At 73.2% G+C, this 17,967-nt stretch carries 14 protein-coding genes and 1 pseudogene; 10 read left to right on the forward strand and 5 right to left on the reverse strand.

All coding sequences use genetic code 11. The features are described from left to right. The first annotated feature begins 127 nt into the window (after window positions 1-127). From galE to idi, 3 genes are all read left to right on the forward strand, one after another. Window positions 128-1,099 (forward strand): UDP-glucose 4-epimerase GalE, encoded by a 972-nt coding sequence (gene galE / locus SCK26_RS06715; protein WP_318200332.1) that lies wholly within the window; start codon window positions 128-130, stop codon window positions 1,097-1,099. A gap of 129 nt (window positions 1,100-1,228) precedes the next feature. Further along, window positions 1,229-2,170: a cation diffusion facilitator family transporter gene (locus SCK26_RS06720; RefSeq protein WP_318200333.1), complete on the forward strand. Its 942-nt coding sequence runs from the start codon at window positions 1,229-1,231 to the stop codon at window positions 2,168-2,170. Between the two features lie 197 nt (window positions 2,171-2,367). Continuing rightward, complete coding sequence (gene idi, locus SCK26_RS06725) at window positions 2,368-2,961, forward strand: isopentenyl-diphosphate Delta-isomerase (RefSeq protein WP_318200334.1); 594 nt, start codon at window positions 2,368-2,370, stop codon at window positions 2,959-2,961. Window positions 2,962-2,970: 9 nt separating this feature from the next. Here idi and SCK26_RS06730 read toward each other — a convergent pair whose 3' ends face one another. After that, window positions 2,971-3,459, reverse strand: a complete 489-nt coding sequence (locus SCK26_RS06730) for an ATP-binding protein (protein ID WP_318205940.1) — start codon at window positions 3,457-3,459, stop codon at window positions 2,971-2,973. A gap of 269 nt (window positions 3,460-3,728) precedes the next feature. On the opposite strand from SCK26_RS06730, the gene SCK26_RS06735 reads away from it, so the two are divergent. From SCK26_RS06735 to SCK26_RS06750, 4 genes are all read left to right on the forward strand, one after another. Then, window positions 3,729-4,535, forward strand: a complete 807-nt coding sequence (locus SCK26_RS06735) for an enoyl-CoA hydratase/isomerase family protein (protein WP_318200335.1) — start codon at window positions 3,729-3,731, stop codon at window positions 4,533-4,535. Between the two features lie 45 nt (window positions 4,536-4,580). Then, the gene (locus tag SCK26_RS06740; RefSeq protein WP_318200336.1) at window positions 4,581-4,712 is read left to right on the forward strand and encodes an LPFR motif small protein; all 132 of its coding nucleotides are present in this window, start codon (window positions 4,581-4,583) and stop codon (window positions 4,710-4,712) included. A gap of 105 nt (window positions 4,713-4,817) precedes the next feature. Continuing rightward, complete coding sequence (locus SCK26_RS06745) at window positions 4,818-7,211, forward strand: Tex family protein (protein ID WP_318200337.1); 2,394 nt, start codon at window positions 4,818-4,820, stop codon at window positions 7,209-7,211. An 84-nt stretch (window positions 7,212-7,295) separates the two neighbouring features. Next, window positions 7,296-7,871 (forward strand): DinB family protein, encoded by a 576-nt coding sequence (locus SCK26_RS06750; RefSeq protein ID WP_318200338.1) that lies wholly within the window; start codon window positions 7,296-7,298, stop codon window positions 7,869-7,871. Window positions 7,872-7,903: 32 nt separating this feature from the next. Here SCK26_RS06750 and SCK26_RS06755 read toward each other — a convergent pair whose 3' ends face one another. Then, complete coding sequence (locus tag SCK26_RS06755) at window positions 7,904-9,544, reverse strand: ABC-F family ATP-binding cassette domain-containing protein (RefSeq protein WP_318200339.1); 1,641 nt, start codon at window positions 9,542-9,544, stop codon at window positions 7,904-7,906. Between the two features lie 72 nt (window positions 9,545-9,616). On the opposite strand from SCK26_RS06755, the gene SCK26_RS06760 reads away from it, so the two are divergent. After that, on the forward strand, window positions 9,617-10,531 hold the full coding sequence (locus tag SCK26_RS06760) for an FAD-dependent oxidoreductase (RefSeq protein WP_412080839.1): 915 nt from the start codon (window positions 9,617-9,619) through the stop codon (window positions 10,529-10,531). A 321-nt stretch (window positions 10,532-10,852) separates the two neighbouring features. Here SCK26_RS06760 and SCK26_RS06765 read toward each other — a convergent pair whose 3' ends face one another. After that, on the reverse strand, window positions 10,853-12,799 hold the full coding sequence (locus SCK26_RS06765) for a Xaa-Pro dipeptidyl-peptidase (RefSeq protein WP_318200341.1): 1,947 nt from the start codon (window positions 12,797-12,799) through the stop codon (window positions 10,853-10,855). A 178-nt stretch (window positions 12,800-12,977) separates the two neighbouring features. On the opposite strand from SCK26_RS06765, the gene SCK26_RS06770 reads away from it, so the two are divergent. Further along, the gene (locus tag SCK26_RS06770; protein WP_318200342.1) at window positions 12,978-14,465 is read left to right on the forward strand and encodes a M1 family metallopeptidase; all 1,488 of its coding nucleotides are present in this window, start codon (window positions 12,978-12,980) and stop codon (window positions 14,463-14,465) included. Between the two features lie 61 nt (window positions 14,466-14,526). On the opposite strand, the gene SCK26_RS06775 is transcribed toward SCK26_RS06770, so the two are convergent. Both SCK26_RS06775 and SCK26_RS06780 read right to left on the reverse strand, forming a co-directional pair. Continuing rightward, the gene (locus SCK26_RS06775; protein ID WP_318200343.1) at window positions 14,527-15,486 is read right to left on the reverse strand and encodes a PfkB family carbohydrate kinase; all 960 of its coding nucleotides are present in this window, start codon (window positions 15,484-15,486) and stop codon (window positions 14,527-14,529) included. Window positions 15,487-15,527: 41 nt separating this feature from the next. Next, window positions 15,528-16,994: an amino acid permease gene (locus tag SCK26_RS06780; protein ID WP_318200344.1), complete on the reverse strand. Its 1,467-nt coding sequence runs from the start codon at window positions 16,992-16,994 to the stop codon at window positions 15,528-15,530. Between the two features lie 221 nt (window positions 16,995-17,215). Between SCK26_RS06780 and SCK26_RS06785 the strand changes: the two are divergent. Then, window positions 17,216-17,917 (forward strand): annotated as a pseudogene (locus SCK26_RS06785) (MerR family transcriptional regulator); the annotation flags it as partial. Window positions 17,918-17,967: the final 50 nt, after the last annotated feature.

A 17,967-nucleotide genomic window follows, 5' to 3' on the forward strand; every position in this document is an offset into this window, starting at 1 on the left:
CCGGCCCACCGGGGCTGACCCGGCCTTTGCCGCGATCATCATCGGTGATCGGAGGGCCCGCCCACAAACCCATGGGGCAGACCCGGGCAACCGGGACACCGGGCGGCTGCGCATAGGCTGGGCGACCATGACGTGGCTGATCACCGGCGGAGCCGGATACATCGGGGCGCATGTGGCACGGGCCATGGCGGGCGCCGGGGAGAGCGTCGTGGCGCTGGACGACCTGTCGGCGGCCGTGCCCGAGCGGCTGCCCGCCGACGTGCCGCTGGTGCGGGGCTCGACGCTGGACGGACCGCTGCTGAAGCGGGTGCTCGCGGAGTACGGCGTGACGGGCGTCGTCCATCTCGCGGCGCGCAAGCAGGTCGCGGAGTCGGTGGCCCGGCCCACTGCGTACTACCGGGAGAACGTGGGGGGCCTCGCCACCCTGCTGGACGCGGTCGCGGAGGCGGGCGTGGGCCGGCTGGTGTTCTCCTCGTCGGCGGCGGTGTACGGCAACCCGGACGTGGACCTGATCACCGAGGACACCCCGTGCGCGCCGGTGAACCCGTACGGCGAGACCAAGCTGGCCGGGGAGTGGCTGGTGCGGGCGGCCGGGCGGGCGCACGGGATCTCCACCGTGTGCCTGCGCTATTTCAACGTGGCGGGCGCGGCGGCGCCGGAGCTGGCGGACACCGGCGTGTTCAACATCGTGCCGATGGTCTTCGACCGCCTCACCCGCGACGAGGCCCCGCGGATCTTCGGCGACGACTATCCGACCCCGGACGGCACCTGCGTCCGTGACTACATCCATGTGGCCGATCTCGCCCAGGCCCATCTGGCGGCGGCGCGGCGGCTGGCCGACGGGGCGGTCACCGGTGATCTGACGCTGAACATCGGCCGCGGCGAGGGCGTCTCGGTGCGCGAGCTGATCGAGGTCGTCGGGGAGGTCACCGGGGACCGCAGGGAGCCCGTGGTGGAGGGCCGCCGGCCGGGCGACGCGCCGCGCGCGGTGGCCTCGGCCGACCGGGCCGCCGAGGCACTGGGCTGGCGGGCCCGGCGCGGGGTGCGGGAGATGGTCGGGTCGGCCTGGGAGGGCTGGCGGCTGCGTCACGGCCGGTGAGCCGAGGCGCTGACCTGCGGAACGTTTCCGCAGGTCAGCGCACATGACAACGGTGTTCAGTGCCGCGTTGCCAATACCCCCCACCCGTAGTTCACTGGCCCTCCGGGCAGGCAACGGAAGGCGGTAGTCATGGGGGCAGGGCACGACCACGGGCACGCGCACTCCCACGCGCCGGCCCCGGGTACGGCCACGGCCGCGTACCGGGGACGGCTGCGCGTCGCGCTGGGCATCACGCTGATGATCATGGTGGTCGAGATCGTCGGCGGCCTGGTCGCGGACTCGCTCGCGCTGATCGCGGACGCGGCGCACATGGCGACCGACGCGGTGGGCCTCGGCATGGCACTGCTCGCGATCCACTTCGCGGGCCGCCCGCCGAGCACCAACCGCACCTTCGGCTACGCGCGCGCCGAGATCCTCGCGGCCCTCGCCAACTGTCTGCTGCTGCTCGGCGTCGGCGGCTACGTCCTGTACGAGGCGGTGCAGCGGTTCGTGGAGCCCGCCGAGACCCGGGGCGGCCTGATGATCGTGTTCGGTCTGGTCGGCCTGGTCGCGAACTCGGTGTCGCTGATGCTGCTGATGCGCGGGCAGAAGGAGAGCCTGAACGTGCGCGGCGCCTTCCTGGAGGTGGCGGCGGACGCGCTGGGCTCGGTGGCGGTGCTGCTGTCGGCGGCGGTGATCCTGACCACCGGCTGGCAGTCGGCGGACCCGGTCGCCTCCCTGGTCATCGGCCTGATGATCGTGCCGCGGACGCTGAAGCTGCTGCGCGAGACGCTGGACGTGCTGCTGGAGGCGGCTCCCAAGGGCGTCGACATGGCCGAGGTCCGGGCGCACATCCTGGCCCTGGACGGCGTGGAGGACGTGCACGACCTGCACGCCTGGACGATCACCTCGGGCATGCCGGTGCTGTCGGCGCACGTGGTGGTCAGCTCCGAGGTGCTGAACGCCATCGGGAACGAGAAGATGCTGCACGAGTTGCAGGGCTGCCTGGGCGACCACTTCGACGTGGAGCACTGCACGTTCCAGCTGGAGCCGGGCGGGCACGCGGAGCACGAGGCGCGGCTCTGCCACTGACGGCACCGCCGGCCCGCCGTCCGGCACGCCTCGCCGGACGGCGGGGACCCGGCCGGTTTCCGGCGGCGGACGCCGGGCACGATGGCCTACCGGGTCCGGCCGCCGGTGCCGCTCCGCGCGCGACAGGCGTGCGGCGCGCCCGGGGCGCCGGGACCGTACGGCAGACTTGGGATGCTGGACCGAAGCGAAGGATGCGTATGCCGATCACACCCGCCACCGCGACGCACGGCTCGTCGAAGGGCACCGCAGAGGCGATCTTGCTGGAACTGGTCGACGAGGACGGTGTGACGATCGGCACCGAGGAGAAGCTCGCCGCCCATCAGCCGCCGGGACGGCTGCACCGGGCGTTCTCGGTGTTCCTCTTCGACGAGCGGGGCCGGCTGCTGCTCCAGCAGCGGGCGCTCGGCAAGTACCACTCCCCCGGCGTGTGGTCGAACACCTGCTGCGGTCACCCGTACCCGGGCGAGGCGCCGTTCACGGCGGCGGCCCGGCGCACCCACGAGGAGCTGGGCGTGTCGCCGTCGCTGCTCGCGGCGGCCGGCACGGTCCGCTACAACCACCCGGACCCCGTCTCCGGCCTGGTGGAGCAGGAGTACAACCACCTGTTCGTCGGCCTGGTGCAGGCGGCGCCCGCGCCGGATGCCGAGGAGGTCGCCGAGACCGTCTTCGTGACGGCGGACGAGCTGGCCGAGCGGCACGCCCGGGACGCGTTCTCCGCCTGGTTCATGACCGTGCTCGACGCGGCCCGGCCGGCGATCAGGGAGCTGACGGGCCCGACCGCCGGCTGGTGATCCGGCCCGCTACGGCAGCGCCGGGGGCTTGAGCGGCAGGGCGGCCCAGATCACCTTGCCGCCGCTCGCGGTGTGCTCCACGTCGATCACCCCGCCCGCCTCCCGGGCCACCTCGCGGACCAGGAGCAGCCCCCGGCCGCCGGTCCGGCCGTGGTCGGCCTCGAGGGCGGTGGGGCGGTAGGGGTGGTTGTCCTCCACCGACACCCGCACCCACTCCGCGCCGACGGCCACCTCCACGGCGAGCACCGGCGACAGCAGCGCCGCGTGCCGTACCGCGTTGGTGACCAGCTCGGAGACGATCAGCAGCAGGCCGTGCACCAGGTCGTCGGAGGCCGGCACGCCCTGGCGCAGCAGCAGGTCCCGTACCGCGTGCCGGGCCTGCGGGACCGAGGCGTCCACCGCGGCCGCGGTGAACCGCCAGACCCCTTCGTACGGCAGGGGGCCCGGCGGCCGTCCGCCGCGTTCCGCCGGGCACAGGCCGTGCCCGTGGTCGTCCATCGTCCGGTCGCCGTCCTCGCGCTCGATTGTCACCACACGTCGAGTGTTGGCAATCAGGCGCGGCCACCCGGATGTCTGAACACAAGTCAGCGGGTATCGAACGGTTTCTGACCGACCGCGCCTGACCTGGTCGCGCGCGGGACTGTTCCTGTTCTCCGGACGCCGGTTCACGAACTAGTCGGGTTGTACGGGTTTGCCCTGCCGTGCCACCCGGTCCGCCGTCCGCTCCGCCGCCGGCGCCGCGGGACGCCTCCGCTACGATCCGCCGCATGGACCCCCAGCTGTCCCATGAGGTCGCCGACTCCGTCGCCACCGTGGTGATCCGTCATCCCGCCAAGCGCAACGCCATGACGGCGGCGATGTGGCGGGCCCTGCCCCCGCTGCTGGACGCGCTCGCGGCCGACCCGGACGTACGGGCGCTGGTGCTGACCGGCGAGGGCGGCACCTTCTGCGCGGGCGCCGACATCAGCACGCTCCAGGGCTCGCCGGAGGAGGCACAGGGCCTCGCGGTGGCGGCCGAGGAGGCCCTGGCCGCGTTCCCGAAACCGACCGTCGCCGCGGTGCGCGGGCACTGTGTGGGCGGCGGGGCGCAGCTCGCGGCGGCCTGCGATCTGCGGCTGGCGGAGGAAGGCGCGCTGTTCGGGGTGACCCCGGCGCGGCTCGGCATCGTCTACCCGGCGTCCTCGACCCGCCGGCTGGTCGGTCTGGTCGGCCCGGCCACCGCCAAGTACCTGCTGTTCACGGCCGAGTTGATCGACGCCGGCCGGGCGCTGCGCACCGGTCTGGTGGACGAGGTGCTGCCCGAGGGAGAACTGGACAAGCGGACCGCGGAGCTGACCCGGGTGCTGGTGTCCCGCTCGCAGCTCACCCAGGCCGCCGCCAAGGAGTTCGCGGCCGGCCGCACCGACCGGGACGCGCACTGGGCGGCGCGGGCGCGCGGCAGCGGCGACACCGCGGAGGGGGTCGCCGCGTTCCTGGAGCGCCGGCCGCCGCGCTTCACCTGGACGGCGTCCGCGCCGGACCGGGGCACCGCCGGGGCCCGGCCGCCCGGCACCCCGGGGTTTCCCCGGCCCTGACGAGGTACCCGGTGCGCGAAGTCCCCGACGAGAGGAGACCGTGCCGTGTTCCGTGCCCTCGCAGACGTACTGCGACAGATCGGCTCAGCCGTCGCGACGGTGGTCACGCTGCCGTTCCGCGCGCTCGCCCGGCTGTTCGGCGGAGCCTCGTCCACCGCGCGCGGCAGCCGGGCCTGACCACCCGGCGCCCGGCGCCCCGCCGGGCGCCGCCCTGATCCCCGGTTGTCGGTGTCACCTGCCACAATTGCCGCGCAACCTCAGTGGAGAAGGCGGTACGGGATCGTGACCACACCCGGGTCCCTCGGAGCAGGGTCCATCGAAAGCAGGATCGCCGAGGAACTCGGCGTACGGGAGCGGCAGGTCAAGGCCGCGGTGGAGCTGCTGGACAGCGGCTCGACAGTGCCCTTCATCGCGCGCTACCGCAAGGAAGCGACCGAGATGCTCGACGACGCGCAGCTGCGCACGCTCGAGGAGCGGCTGCGCTATCTGCGGGAGCTGGAGGACCGGCGGAGCGCGATCCTGGAGTCGGTGCGGGAGCAGGGCAAGCTCACCGAGGAGCTTCAGGCGCGGATCCGCGGCGCCGAGACCAAGGCGCGGCTGGAGGACATCTACCTCCCGTACAAGCCCAAGCGGCGCACCAAGGCGCAGATCGCGCGCGAGGCGGGCCTGGAGCCGCTGGCGGACGGACTGCTGGGCGATCCGACGGTGGAACCGGCGGCCGCGGCCGCCGCGTTCGTGGACGCCGGCAAGGGCGTGGCCGATCCGCAGGCCGCGCTGGACGGCGCCCGGGCGATCCTGACCGAGCGGTTCGCCGAGGACGCCGACCTGATCGGCGAGTTGCGCGAGCGCATGTGGGTGCGCGGGCGGCTGGCCGCGAAGGTGCGCGAGGGCAAGGAGGAGGCGGGCGCCAAGTTCGCCGACTACTTCGACTTCGCCGAGCCGTTCACCGAGCTGCCCTCGCACCGGATCCTGGCGCTGCTGCGCGGGGAGAAGGAGGAGGTCTTGGACCTCGTCCTGGAGCCGGAGGAGCCGGCCGAGGGCCCGTCGTCGTACGAGGGCCTCATCGCCTCGCGGTTCGGGATCGCCGACCGGGGCCGGCCGGCCGACAAGTGGCTGACGGACACGGTCCGCTGGGCCTGGCGCACCCGTGTGCTGGTCCACCTCGGCATCGACCTGCGCCTCAGGCTGCGCACGGCCGCCGAGGACGAGGCGGTGAACGTGTTCGCGGCGAACCTGCGGGACCTGCTGCTGGCCGCTCCGGCCGGCACCCGCGCCACGCTCGGTCTCGACCCGGGTTTCCGTACGGGCGTGAAGGTCGCCGTGGTCGACGCCACCGGCAAGGTCGTCGCCACGGACGTGATCCATCCGCATGTGCCGGCCAACAAGTGGGACCAGGCGATCGCCACGCTGGCGCGGCTGGCGAAGGAGCACGACGTCGAGCTGATCGCCATCGGCAACGGCACGGCGTCCCGCGAGACCGACAAGCTCGCCGGTGAACTCGTCGCGAAGCACCCGGAGCTGAAGCTCACCAAGGTGATGGTGTCCGAGGCCGGCGCGTCGGTGTACTCGGCGTCGCAGTACGCCTCGCGGGAGCTGCCGGAGCTGGACGTGTCGCTGCGGGGCGCGGTGTCCATCGCGCGGCGCCTGCAGGACCCGCTGGCCGAGCTGGTGAAGATCGACCCGAAGTCCATCGGTGTCGGCCAGTACCAGCACGACCTGTCCGAGGTGAAGTTGTCCCGCTCGCTGGACGCGGTCGTCGAGGACTGTGTGAACGGCGTCGGCGTGGACGTCAACACCGCGTCCGTGCCGCTGCTCTCCCGCGTGTCGGGCATCTCCGCCGGGCTCGCCGAGAACATCGTGGCCCACCGGGACGCCAACGGCCCCTTCACCTCCCGCGCCGAGCTGAAGAAGGTGGCGCGGCTCGGCCCGAAGGCGTACGAGCAGTGCGCGGGCTTCCTGCGCATCCGGGGCGGGGCCGACCCGCTGGACGCCTCCAGCGTGCACCCGGAGGCCTACCCGGTGGTGCGCCGCATGGTGAAGACCACGGGTCAGGAGGTGGCGTCCCTCGTCGGCAACACGGCCGTGCTGCGCTCGCTCAGGCCGGCCGACTTCGTGGACGACACCTTCGGTCTGCCGACCGTCACCGACATCCTCAAGGAGCTGGAGAAGCCGGGCCGCGACCCGCGTCCCGCGTTCCGGACGGCCACCTTCAAGGAGGGCGTGGAGAAGATCTCCGACCTGTCCGCCGGGATGGTCCTGGAGGGCGTGGTGACGAACGTGGCCGCGTTCGGCGCGTTCGTGGACGTCGGTGTCCACCAGGACGGCCTGGTGCACGTGTCGGCGATGTCCAAGTCGTTCGTGAAGGACCCGCGCGATGTCGTCAAGCCCGGTGACATCGTCAAGGTGAAGGTCCTGGACGTGGACATCCCGCGCAAGCGGATCGCCCTGACCCTGCGGCTGGATGACGAGGCCGCCCCGCAGGCGCAGGGCGGCGGCCGGCCGCAGCGCGGCGGTGCCCGCCCGCCCCAGCAGCGGCAGGGCGGCGGCCAGGGGCAGGGGCAGCGGCAGGGCCGGGGCGGCGGCGACCGCGGCGGGCGCCAGGCCGCGGCGCCCGCCAACGGCGCGATGGCGGACGCGCTGCGCCGCGCGGGGCTGCTGGACCCGAAGAAGCGCTGACGGCACGGTCTCGGGGCCGGGCGGGAGAGCCGTCCGGCCCCGGAAAACCGTGGACAAAGATCATCTGATCGTCAGACTCGTCGCATGACGCGATCAGATCCGAAGGCCGATCTCCGGGTGTACCTCCAGGACGCGCGAGACGTGCTGCTCTGGAAGCTCGACGGCCTGCCCGAGTACGACATCCGACGCCCGCTGACGCCCACCGGCACCAATCTGCTGGGCCTGGTCAAGCATCTGGCGGGTGCCGAGGCCCTGTACCTCGGCGCGGCCTTCGGCCGGCCGTTCCCCGGTACGCCGCTGTGGTTCACGGGTGAGGCCGAGCCGGACTCGGACCTGTGGGCGCGGGCCGACGAGACCCGTCAGGAGATCACCGAGCGGTACCTGCGGGCCTGCGCGCACGCGGACGAGACCATCGCGGCGCTCCCCCTGGACGCGGTCGGCCGGCTGCCGGGCGCGCCCGGGAAGATCACGCTGCACCGGACGCTGACCCACATGGTCGCCGAGACCCAGCGGCACGCCGGTCACGCGGACATCGTGCGCGAGCTGATCGACGGGGCCGTGGGCCAGCGGCCGGACGGCCTCAACGTCGCGCCCCGCGACCCGGACCACCTCGGCCGGGTCGAGCGAGCGGCGCGGGAGGCCGCGGCGCGCCGGTCCTAGGGCCTGTCTGACGATTCGCGTCGCGACAGGCCCTAGCGCTCCGTGACCTTGCCGTCCGCCACCTCCAGGCGCCGGGTCACCCGGACCGCGTCCAGCATGCGCCGGTCGTGGGTGACCAGCAGCAGGGTGCCCTCGTAGGCGTCGAGGGCCGACTCCAGCTGCTCGATGGCCGGCAGGTCCAGGTGGTTGGTCGGCTCGTCCAGGACCAGGAGGTTCACGCCCCGGCCCTGGAGCAGGGCGAGGGCGGCGCGGGTGCGTTCGCCCGGGGAGAGGGTCTCGGCGGGCCGCAGGACGTGGTCGGACTTCAGGCCGAACTTGGCCAGCAGCGTGCGGACCTCCGCCGGCTCGGTGTCGGGCAGGGCCGCGCGGAAGGCGTCGAGCAGCGTCTCGGGACCGTGGAACAGCCGCCGGGCCTGGTCGACCTCGCCGACCAGCACACCGGAGCCGAGGGCCGCGTGCCCGGCGTCGAGCGGGATCCGGCCCAGCAGGGCGGCGAGCAGGGTGGACTTGCCGGCGCCGTTGGCGCCCGTCACCGCGATCCGGTCCGCCCAGTCCACCTGGAGCGACACCGGTCCGAAGGTGAAGCCGCCGCGCCGCACCTCGGCGTCCCGCAGCGTCGCCACGACCGCGCCGGACCGCGGGGCGGACGCGATCTCCATGCGCAGTTCCCACTCCTTGCGGGGCTCCTCGACCACCTCCAGGCGCTCGATCATGCGCTGGGTCTGCCGGGCCTTGGCGGCCTGCTTCTCGCTGGCCTCGCTGCGGAACTTGCGGCCGATCTTGTCGTTGTCGCTCCCCGCCTTCCGGCGGGCGTTCTTCACGCCCTTGTCCATCCAGGACCGCTGCATCTGGGCGCGTTCCTGGAGGGCACCCTTTTTGTCGGCGTACTCCTCGAACTCCTCGCGGGCGTGCCGGCGGGCCACCTCGCGCTCCTCCAGATAGGCCGCGTAGCCGCCGCCGTAGAGGTTGATCCGCCGCTGGACGAGGTCGAGTTCGAGGACCTTGGTGACCGTGCGGGTGAGGAACTCGCGGTCGTGGCTGACGACGACGGTGCCCGCGCGCAGGCCGGTGACGAACCGTTCCAGACGCTCCAGGCCGTCCAGGTCCAGGTCGTTGGTGGGCTCGTCCAGCAGGAAGACGTCGTAGCGGGACAGCAGCAGGGAGGCGAGGCCGGCGCGGGCCGCCTGGCCGCCGGACAGTGCGGTCATCGGCTGGTCCAGGTCCACCGCCAGACCGAGGGAGTCGGTGACCTCCTCGGCGCGTTCCTCCAGGTCGGCACCGCCGAGTCCGAGCCAGCGCTCCAGGGCGGTGGCGTAGGCGTCGTCGGCGCCGGGCGCGCCGTCGACCAGTGCCTGGGTGGCCTCGTCCATGGTGTGCTGGGCGGCGGCGACGCCGGTGCGGCGGGCCAGGAACTCCCGGACGGTCTCGCCGGGCCGGCGCTCCGGCTCCTGCGGCAGGTGGCCGACGGTCGCGGCCGGCGGGGACAGCCTCAGTTCGCCCTGCTCGGGCGGGGTGAGTCCGGCGAGGATCCGCAGCAGGGTCGACTTGCCCGCGCCGTTGGCGCCGACCAGCCCGATCACATCGCCGGGCGCGACGACCAGGTCGAGCCCGGAGAACAGGGGCCGGCCGCCGTGTCCGGCGGCGAGGTTCTTGGCAACGAGGGTGGCAGTCATCAGGAGGCCGATCCTAACGGCGGCGGGCGCGGGGCCTATCGTCCTGGCGTGGACACCGAGGCGAGTGACGAAGTGATCGTGGTCGGAGGCGGGGTCGCCGGGCTGACGACGGCCGTACTGCTGGCCGAGTCGGGGCGGCGGGTACGGGTGTGGGTGCGCGAGCCCGCCGAGCGGACCACCTCGGCGGTGGCCGGCGGCCTGTGGTGGCCGTACCGCATCGAACCGGAGCGGCTGGTCGGGGCCTGGGCCCTGGAGTCCCTGCGCGTCTACCGGGAACTGGCGGCACGGCCGGAGGAGACCGGGGTGCGCCTGGTCGACGGCGTCCATCACGGGGTCCGGCGCGCGGAGCTGGGTGCCTGGGCGGGCCGGGTGCCGGGGCTGCGGGCGGTGGCCGGGGGGCTGGCGGCGCGGCTGCCGGTGGTCGACATGCCGGTGCATCTGGCGTGGCTGACACGGCGGCTGGAGCAGGCCGGGGGCACGGTGGAGGTCCGTGCGGTGACCGACCTGGCGGCCGTGCCCGCCGCCGTGGTGGTCAACTGCACGGGGCTCGGAGCCCGCGCCCTGGTACCGGACCCGGCGGTGCGGCCCGTGCGGGGGCAGCTGGTCGTGGTGGAGAACCCGGGCGTCACCGAGTGGTTCACCGCCGTCGACGACACCACGGCCGCGTCCACGTACGTCATCCCGCAGCCGGACCGGCTCCTGCTGGGCGGCACGGCCGAGGAGGACGACTGGAACCTGGAGCCGGACCCCGGGACCGCCGCGGCGATCGTCGCCCGCTGCGCGTCCGTCCGGCCCGAGGTCGCCGGCGCCCGCGTACTCGCCCACCGGGTGGGCCTGCGCCCGGCCCGGAAGGCGGTACGCCTGGAGCGCCGGCCCCTGCCGGACGGGCGCGCCGTGGTCCACAACTACGGCCACGGCGGCGCCGGCGTCACGGTGGCCTGGGGCTGCGCCCGGGAAGCGGCGGCACTGGCGTTTCCGACGGGCTGAGTGCCGTGATGTGGGCAGGTCCGGCGGCTTGAGTGTCGTCACGCGGAGAGGGCCGCGCTTCCGGCGGGCCGGGCGATCGGGTGCGCCGAGGGGGCCGGCGTAACGGGCGCTCCGGGCGGCTGCCCCAGGGGCTCGGGCAGCCGCACGCCGAGCCACCGCCGGTCCGCGACCGCACACGGCGGCCGGCCACCCGCGTTCCGGGCCGGCCGGGCGGCGGCTCCCCCAGGAGCGCGGAGGACCGAACGCCCGGCCCGCGCCCGCACCGGCGCGCGGCCGGACACGGCGGCCGGACACCTCGTGCCCCTCGGAACAGCCGGGCCCTCAGCCGACCGGCACGTGCAGGCCGGCTCGCGGCGGTGACACCCCTTCCAGCACCGTCGGCACCGGCGCCTCGGGCCCACCGGTCGCGGCCCGGGCGAACGCCGCCGCCCCACCCACCAGCGGCACCTTCGCCGTCGTACGGGACAGGTCCACGGTGAGCGTCGGCCGGGTCGACGGCGGTTCGAGGAGGTCCTTGTCCGTGCCGGCGACGATCAGCGCCAGCCGGTGCCCCGCGGGCACGACATGATCGGTGGCCCCGAGCCGGAGGGTCATCGTGTAGGCCCTGCCCGGGGTGAGCGGGACGCCCTTCGTCGCCGAGGCGTGGTGCCCGAGGTCGGCCCAGCCGCGGCTGACCACGGTGTAGCCGACCGCCGTCGTCTTCGCCCGGGTCTCCTTGAAGCAGGCGCTGTCCCCGGCCGTGCTCGCGCCCCAGCAGGTGCGCTCGGCGAGGGTGGTGATGCCCTCGTCCGGGTCGGCGTAGTCGCGGATGGTGTCCGGGCCGATGTCGGCGAGGACGGCGGACAGGTGGGCGGTGCGGGTGGTCGGGGTCGCGGTGACCGTCACCTGGGCGGAACCGGCCAGCCGGAGGGCGCGGGAGAGGGGCGCGGTGAGGAAGCCCGCCTTCTCGGGCGTGGTCGTGGTGACCCGGGCGGCCCAGTCGGTCTCGCTCAGCCGCGGGTCGTCCGTGAAGGCCGCGGTGCCGTGGGCCCGGCCGAGGCCGAGCGTGCCGACGCCGGCCTGGCGGCCCGGGGCCGGGCGCAGCACGGTGGGACGGGTGCCGGCCGGGGGCCAGACGGGGGTGGTGGCCCACTGGCCGGGGTGACGCTCGACGTCGGCCGTCGGCTCGCGGTCGATACCGTTGTCGTAGCCGAGGAGTTCGTGGTCGAACCAGCGGTGCAGGGTGTCGACCCAGGCTCCGCGGCGGAAGTCGAAGGGGTCGACGTGCCCGGTCTGGGACAGCCAGATCTTGCGCCGGACACCGTTTCGGGCGAGGGCGTCCCACCACGGGCCGACGTGCTGGGTGCGGACGTTGAGGTCCTGCATGCCGTGCACCAGGAAGACGCTGGCCCGCACCTTCGCCGCGTCCTTGACGTAGTCCCGCTCGGTCCACAGCGGGGTCCGGTCGCCGGTGCGCGGGCTGCCGTCGGCCAGCCTGCGCTGGACGGCCGCGCAGTGGGCGTGCGCGCCGTCGCTCTCGACGCGGTCGGCGAGCTGGTCCGGGCCGCCGTCGTAGAGCGCGGCGCCCTGGGCGAAGTAGTAGTCGTACCAGGAGGAGATGGCGCTGATCGGGACGATGGTCCTCAGGCCTTTGACGCCGGTGGCGGCGACGCCGTTGGCGATGGTGCCGTCCCAGCTCTTGCCGATCATCCCGGTGCGGCCGTCGGTCCAGCCGGCCCGCACCGGGGTGTCGCCGGTGCGGCTCGTGTAGGCCCGGGCGCGGCCGTTCAGCCAGTCGATCACGGCCTTCGCGGACCGGATGTCGGAGGGGCCGCCGATGTCCACGCAGCCGTCGGAGCGGTTGGTGCCGGCGAGGTCGACACCGATGAAGGCATAGCCGCGCGGTACGAAGAAGTTGTCGTAGAACAGCGGCATTCGGACCACGCGGCCCTGTGCGTCGTACGTCTTGAGCTGGCTCTCGTTGCCGCGTCCGCAGCAGGAGTAGTACGGGCTGGCGTCCATGATGACCGGCACCTTGCGGCCCTGCCGGGCGGGTTCGGCGGGCCGGACGATGTCGGCGGCGACGCGGTCGCCCTTGCCGTCGGCGTCCTCGTCGAGCCCGGTGTCCACCCATACGGACTCGCGGATCGCCTGGTCGTAGGAGTAGACGGGGGTGCTCTCCCGGGGCGCGGGGCGGGCGCCGGCCGGGGTGGGGAGGAGAGCCGTCAGGGCGACGGCGACGGCGGTGACGAGCGTTCTGCGGATCGCGGAGCGCGTGCGTGTCGGCATGCGCGGACGGTACTCCGGTCAACTCCCGCAAAAAAGAGGACTCTCCGGGCCGCGTGACGGCTGAATGGCGATCATGTGACAGCAGGTGCCATGGACAGGTCAGTGGTCTCGGGGAATGAATAGGCTGCGGACAGAGCCTTTCCGAACGGACCCGTGGTCCTGACGACTTGGAGCTGACGTGCACCGCAGAATCATCGCGCCGGGCGCATTGGCGGCGGCCTCCGTACTGCTGGCGATCCCGGCATCGGCCGCGAGCTACACCACCGGCGCGCCGGGCATCGGCGACCCCTACTACCCGTACTACGGCAATGGCGGCTACGACGTCTCCCACTACGACCTGAGGCTGCAATACCAGCCGAAGACGGACGAGTTGCAGGGCACGGCGACGATCCTGGCGAAGACCACCCAGGACCTGTCCCGCTTCGACCTGGACTTCCTGCTGGACGTCAGCGAGGTGCGGGTCAACGGCGCCAAGGCATCCTTCACCACCTCCGGCGAGCACGAGCTGGTCGTCACCCCGAAGACCCCGCTGCCCAAGGGCACGCCGGTCACGGTCGTGGTCCGCTACAGCGGAGTGCCGTCGGCGAAGAGCGCCTACGGCTTCACCTCCTGGCACCGCACTCCCGACGGCGGGGTGGCCGCCAACGAGCCCGAGGCCGCCTGGTGGTGGTTCCCGAGCAACGACCACCCGACGGACAAGGCCACCTACGACGTGTCGGTGTCCGTCCCGGACGGCACCCAGGCCATCTCCAACGGCACGCTCCAGTCGACCAGTTCGAAGCTGGGCTGGACCCGGTACAACTGGCGGCAGAACAAGCCGCAGGCCACCTACCTGGCCACGCTGGCGCTCGGCAGGTTCGACATCACCACGGGCACCTCCGACGGCGGCGTGCCCGTCATCAACGCCTACAGCAAGGACCTCGGCGACAACGAGGGCGCCGCGCGGGCCAGCGTGGAGCGCACCGGCGAGATCGTGGACTGGCTGAGCGGCTACTTCGGGCCGTATCCGTTCTCCTCGGCCGGCGGGTACGTGCCGAACACCACCACCGGCTACGCGCTGGAGACGCAGACCCGCGTCTACTACAGCCCGCGGCAGTTCGCGAACGGCGCCAACACCTCCGTGGTCGTGCACGAGCTGGCCCACCAGTGGTACGGCGACGACGTGTCGGTCAAGGGCTGGAAGGACATCTGGGTCAACGAGGGGTTCGCCCGCTACGCGCAGTGGCTGTGGTCCGAGCACGAGGGCGAGGGCACCGCGCAGGAGCTGGCCGACTACGTGTACGCCTCGCACCCGGCCGACGACGCGTTCTGGACGATCGCGCCGGGCGACCCGGGCCCGGACAACCAGTTCGACGGCGCCGTCTACGACCGCGGTGCCGTGGCCATCCAGGCGCTGCGCAACGAGATCGGCGACGACGCGTTCTTCGCGATCCTGAAGGGCTGGCCGAAGGAGCACGCCTACGGCAACGCCTCGGTGGCCGACTTCCAGCGGTACGCCGAGCGGGTGTCCGGCAAGCCGCTGGCCGCGCTGTTCGACACCTGGCTGTTCCAGCCGTCGAAGCCGGCCGCGCCCTCGGTCCGCGCCCTGGTGAAGACGGGTACGGCGGTGGCGCAGCCGAAGTCGTGGAAGAAGATCGAGGCGACGAACGAGGTGCACGCGCACTGACCCCGGCCGACGCCCCGCCGGTCACGGGCACCGGGGGCCGCGCCCCTGGTGCCCCGGTGGCTCAGGGGCTCGGTACGGCCGCCCGCCGCAGCAGTTCCTCCCGGCCTATCGCGTCCGCGCGGTCGGCCGGGACGGTGCAGGCGTGGGCGCCGGCGAGGGCGCCGTACCGGGCGCAGCGCTCGGCCGGCTCGCCGGCGAGCCGGCCGTAGAGGAACGCGGCGGCGAAGGCGTCGCCCGCGCCGTTGGAGTCCACCACCGGCGCGGGCGGCTCCGCCGCCGGGACCTCGGTCAGCTCGCCGTCGGCCAGCAGGAAGGCGCCCTCGGCGCCGGCGGTGGCGACGACGGTCCGGGCCCGGCCGCGCCGGGCGATGCGCCGCATGGTCCGCTCGGGGTCGGCGAGGGCGGCGGCCGACAGGAAGACGACGTCGGCCGCGTACGCGAACGGCTCGTGGTACGGGTTCTCGCCGTCCCAGTCGTGCAGGTCCGTGGAGAGCGGCACGCCGGTCTCCCGCAGGACGGGCAGCGCGTGGGCGCAGGGCTGGGTGATGGTCACGTGCACATGGCGGCTCGCGGCGGCCAGCGCCCGCACGGTGGCCTCGGGGAAGCGGTCCTCGGGGTGGGCGCGCGTGGTGTCGTACAGCGACAGGCGGCGGCCGTCCGGTCCGACGAGGTTGACGGCCCGCTTGGTCCCGGCCGGCTGCGGCAGCGCCGTGAGGGCGATGCCGTGCTCGTGGTGCAGGGCGCGGACGAGGCCGCCCTCGGGGTCGTCGCCGAGCAGGTCGAGGTGGTGGGTGCGCAGGCCCAGCGCGGCCAGTCCCAGGGCGACGAAGTCACCGGTCTGCCCGGCCCGGGTGCGGATCCCCGAGTCGATCATGTAACTGTCGGCGTAGGGCAGGGGCAGCTCGGGGACCCGGACGATCGTGTCCACCCCGGCCCCGCCCAGCACCAGTACGTCGGCCCCCTCGGGGCGCTCTCCGGACGGCGCGGTGGCGCCGCCCCGGACATCTGTGGTCTCCGGCATGGCGCCACCGTAGGGGATGCCGCGGACGGGGGTGGCGGGCTTTACTCCGGCAGTCCGGACGAGGCCTTGGCCGCGTCCTTGGCCACCTGGCGGCGGATGCCGAACCAGCCGACGACCAGCATGACGGCGATCACGGGGATCAGCAGCAGGGTCTTGCGGCCGACCTCCTCGTCGTTCCACATCATGCCGAGGCAGACCAGCAGGAACACCACCGTGGCGATCTCGGTGACCGGGCTGAACTTCAGCTGGAAGTGCGGCCGGGTCACCAGGCCGGCGCGGGCGCGGCGGACGAAGATCACGTGGCAGATCATGATGATCACCCAGGTGCTGATGATGCCGAGCGAGGCGACGTTCAGCACGATCTCGAAGGCCTGGCTCGGCACCAGGTAGTTCAGGCCGACGCCGAGCACACAGACGGCGCAGGTCAGCAGGATGCCGCCGTAGGGCACCTGGCTGCGGCTCATCACGCGGGTGAACTTGGGCGCCGAGCCGGCCATGGCCATCGAGCGCAGGATGCGGCCGGTGGAGTACAGGCCGGAGTTAAGCGAGGACATGGCCGCGGTCAGCACGACCAGGTTCATCACGTCGCCGGCCGCCGGAACGCCGATCTTGGACAGCACGGTCACGAACGGGCTCTGGTCGGCGGTGTACACCGAACCGGGCAGCAGCAGGGCGAGCAGCACGACCGAGCCGACGTAGAACACGCCGACCCGCCACATGATCGAGTTCACCGCGCGCGGGACGACCTTCTCCGGCTCGGCGGTCTCGCCGGCGGCCACGCCGACCAGCTCCAGGGCCGCGTAGGCGAAGATCACGCCCTGCATGACCAGGACCACGGGCATCAGACCGTGCGGGAAGACGCCGCCGTGGTCGCTGATGACGCTCAGACCCGGCTTGCTGCCGCCGACGTCGTGCTGGGTGGCCAGCAGGAAGATGCCGATCAGCATGAAGCCCACGAGGGTGGCGACCTTGATGATCGCGAACCAGAACTCCATCTCGCCGAAGATCTTCACCGAGATCAGGTTCACGGTGAGGACGACGGCGAGGGCGATCAGCGCCAGCACCCACTGCGGGATGGAGGTGAACATGCTCCAGTAGTGCGTGTAGAGCGCGATCGCGGTGATGTCGGCGATGCCGGTGGTCGACCAGTTCAGGAAGTACATCCAGCCGGCGACGTAGGCGCCCTTCTCGCCGAGGAACTCGCGCGCGTACGACACGAAGGACCCGGAGGACGGGCGGTAGAGGACCAGCTCGCCCAGGGCCCGCACCACGAAGAAGGCGAAGACACCGCAGACCAGATAGGCCAGGGCGAGCGCCGGGCCGGCGTTGTGCAGGCGTCCGCCGGCGCCCAGGAAGAGGCCGGTGCCGATGGCACCGCCGATGGCGATCATGTTGACGTGACGGGCCTTGAGGTCCTTGCTGTAACCGGCGTCGCCCGCGTCCGCGGGCGTCTGGGCCACCTGGGGGTGGGTGGTGGCCTGTGCCGGTTCCACGGCTTCCTTGCTCACGGGTGGTTTCACTTCCTGGTGCGCCCGGACCTCATGGACCCGGGGTTCGTGCAGGTCTTGGCCCGCACCACCCTTGTGTCGGGGCACAGACCAAGGCAGCAGCTTCCCAGACACATCGGCCGGCAAGCGGTGACCCACGTCACAGAGCGGTACTTCTCACACCACCCACACGGGCTCTCTGCGGGTTTCACACCATTGGTGGGACAGTGATACTGCTGCACATGACGACCGATACCGGGGAGCCGACCCTGACGATCGACGAGCTGGCCGCGCGGGCGGGCGTCACGGTCCGCACGGTCCGCTTCTACGGCACCAAGGGGCTGCTGCCGCCGCCGGTGATCGGTCCGCGCCGGGTGGGTCACTACGGCCGCGGGCACCTGGCCCGGCTGGAGCTGATCGAGGAGATGCAGCGGCAGGGCATGACCCTGGCCGCGATCGAGCGGCACCTGCGGCAGCTGCCGGCCGGTCTCGGCCCGCACGATCTGGCGATCCACCGGGCGGTGGTCGCCTCCTGGGCGCCGGACACCGTGGAGACCGTGTCCCGCGCGGAGCTGGAGCGGCGGGCGGGACGGCGACTGGCCGCGGCGGAACTGGACCGGCTGGCCGCGATGGACGTGGTGACGCCGGACGGGGAGTCCTTCCGCGTGGACTGCGGTCTGCTGCGGCTCGCGGTGCGGCTGCTGGACGTGCCCTTGGCGCAGGAGACGATCCTCGCCGCGCGGACCGTCCTGACCGGCCACGCGCGGGCGGCGGCGCACGAGCTGTCGGACCTGCTCCGCGAGGCCGTGGCGGAACGCGACACCCAGGACGTGAGGTCCCTGTCGGCCCACATGCACCCGCTCGTGGTGCAGGCGCTGCTCACCACCTTCCAGCGCTCGCTGCGCGAGGAACTGCGGCAGTGGCTGAACGCCACGGAAAACCCACCTGAAGCGGACGACACGATGACCCCGGGCGCGGTGAGCGCGGGCGCGGA

Source organism: Streptomyces sp. SCL15-4 (assembly GCF_033366695.1).
Taxonomy (GTDB): domain Bacteria; phylum Actinomycetota; class Actinomycetes; order Streptomycetales; family Streptomycetaceae; genus Streptomyces.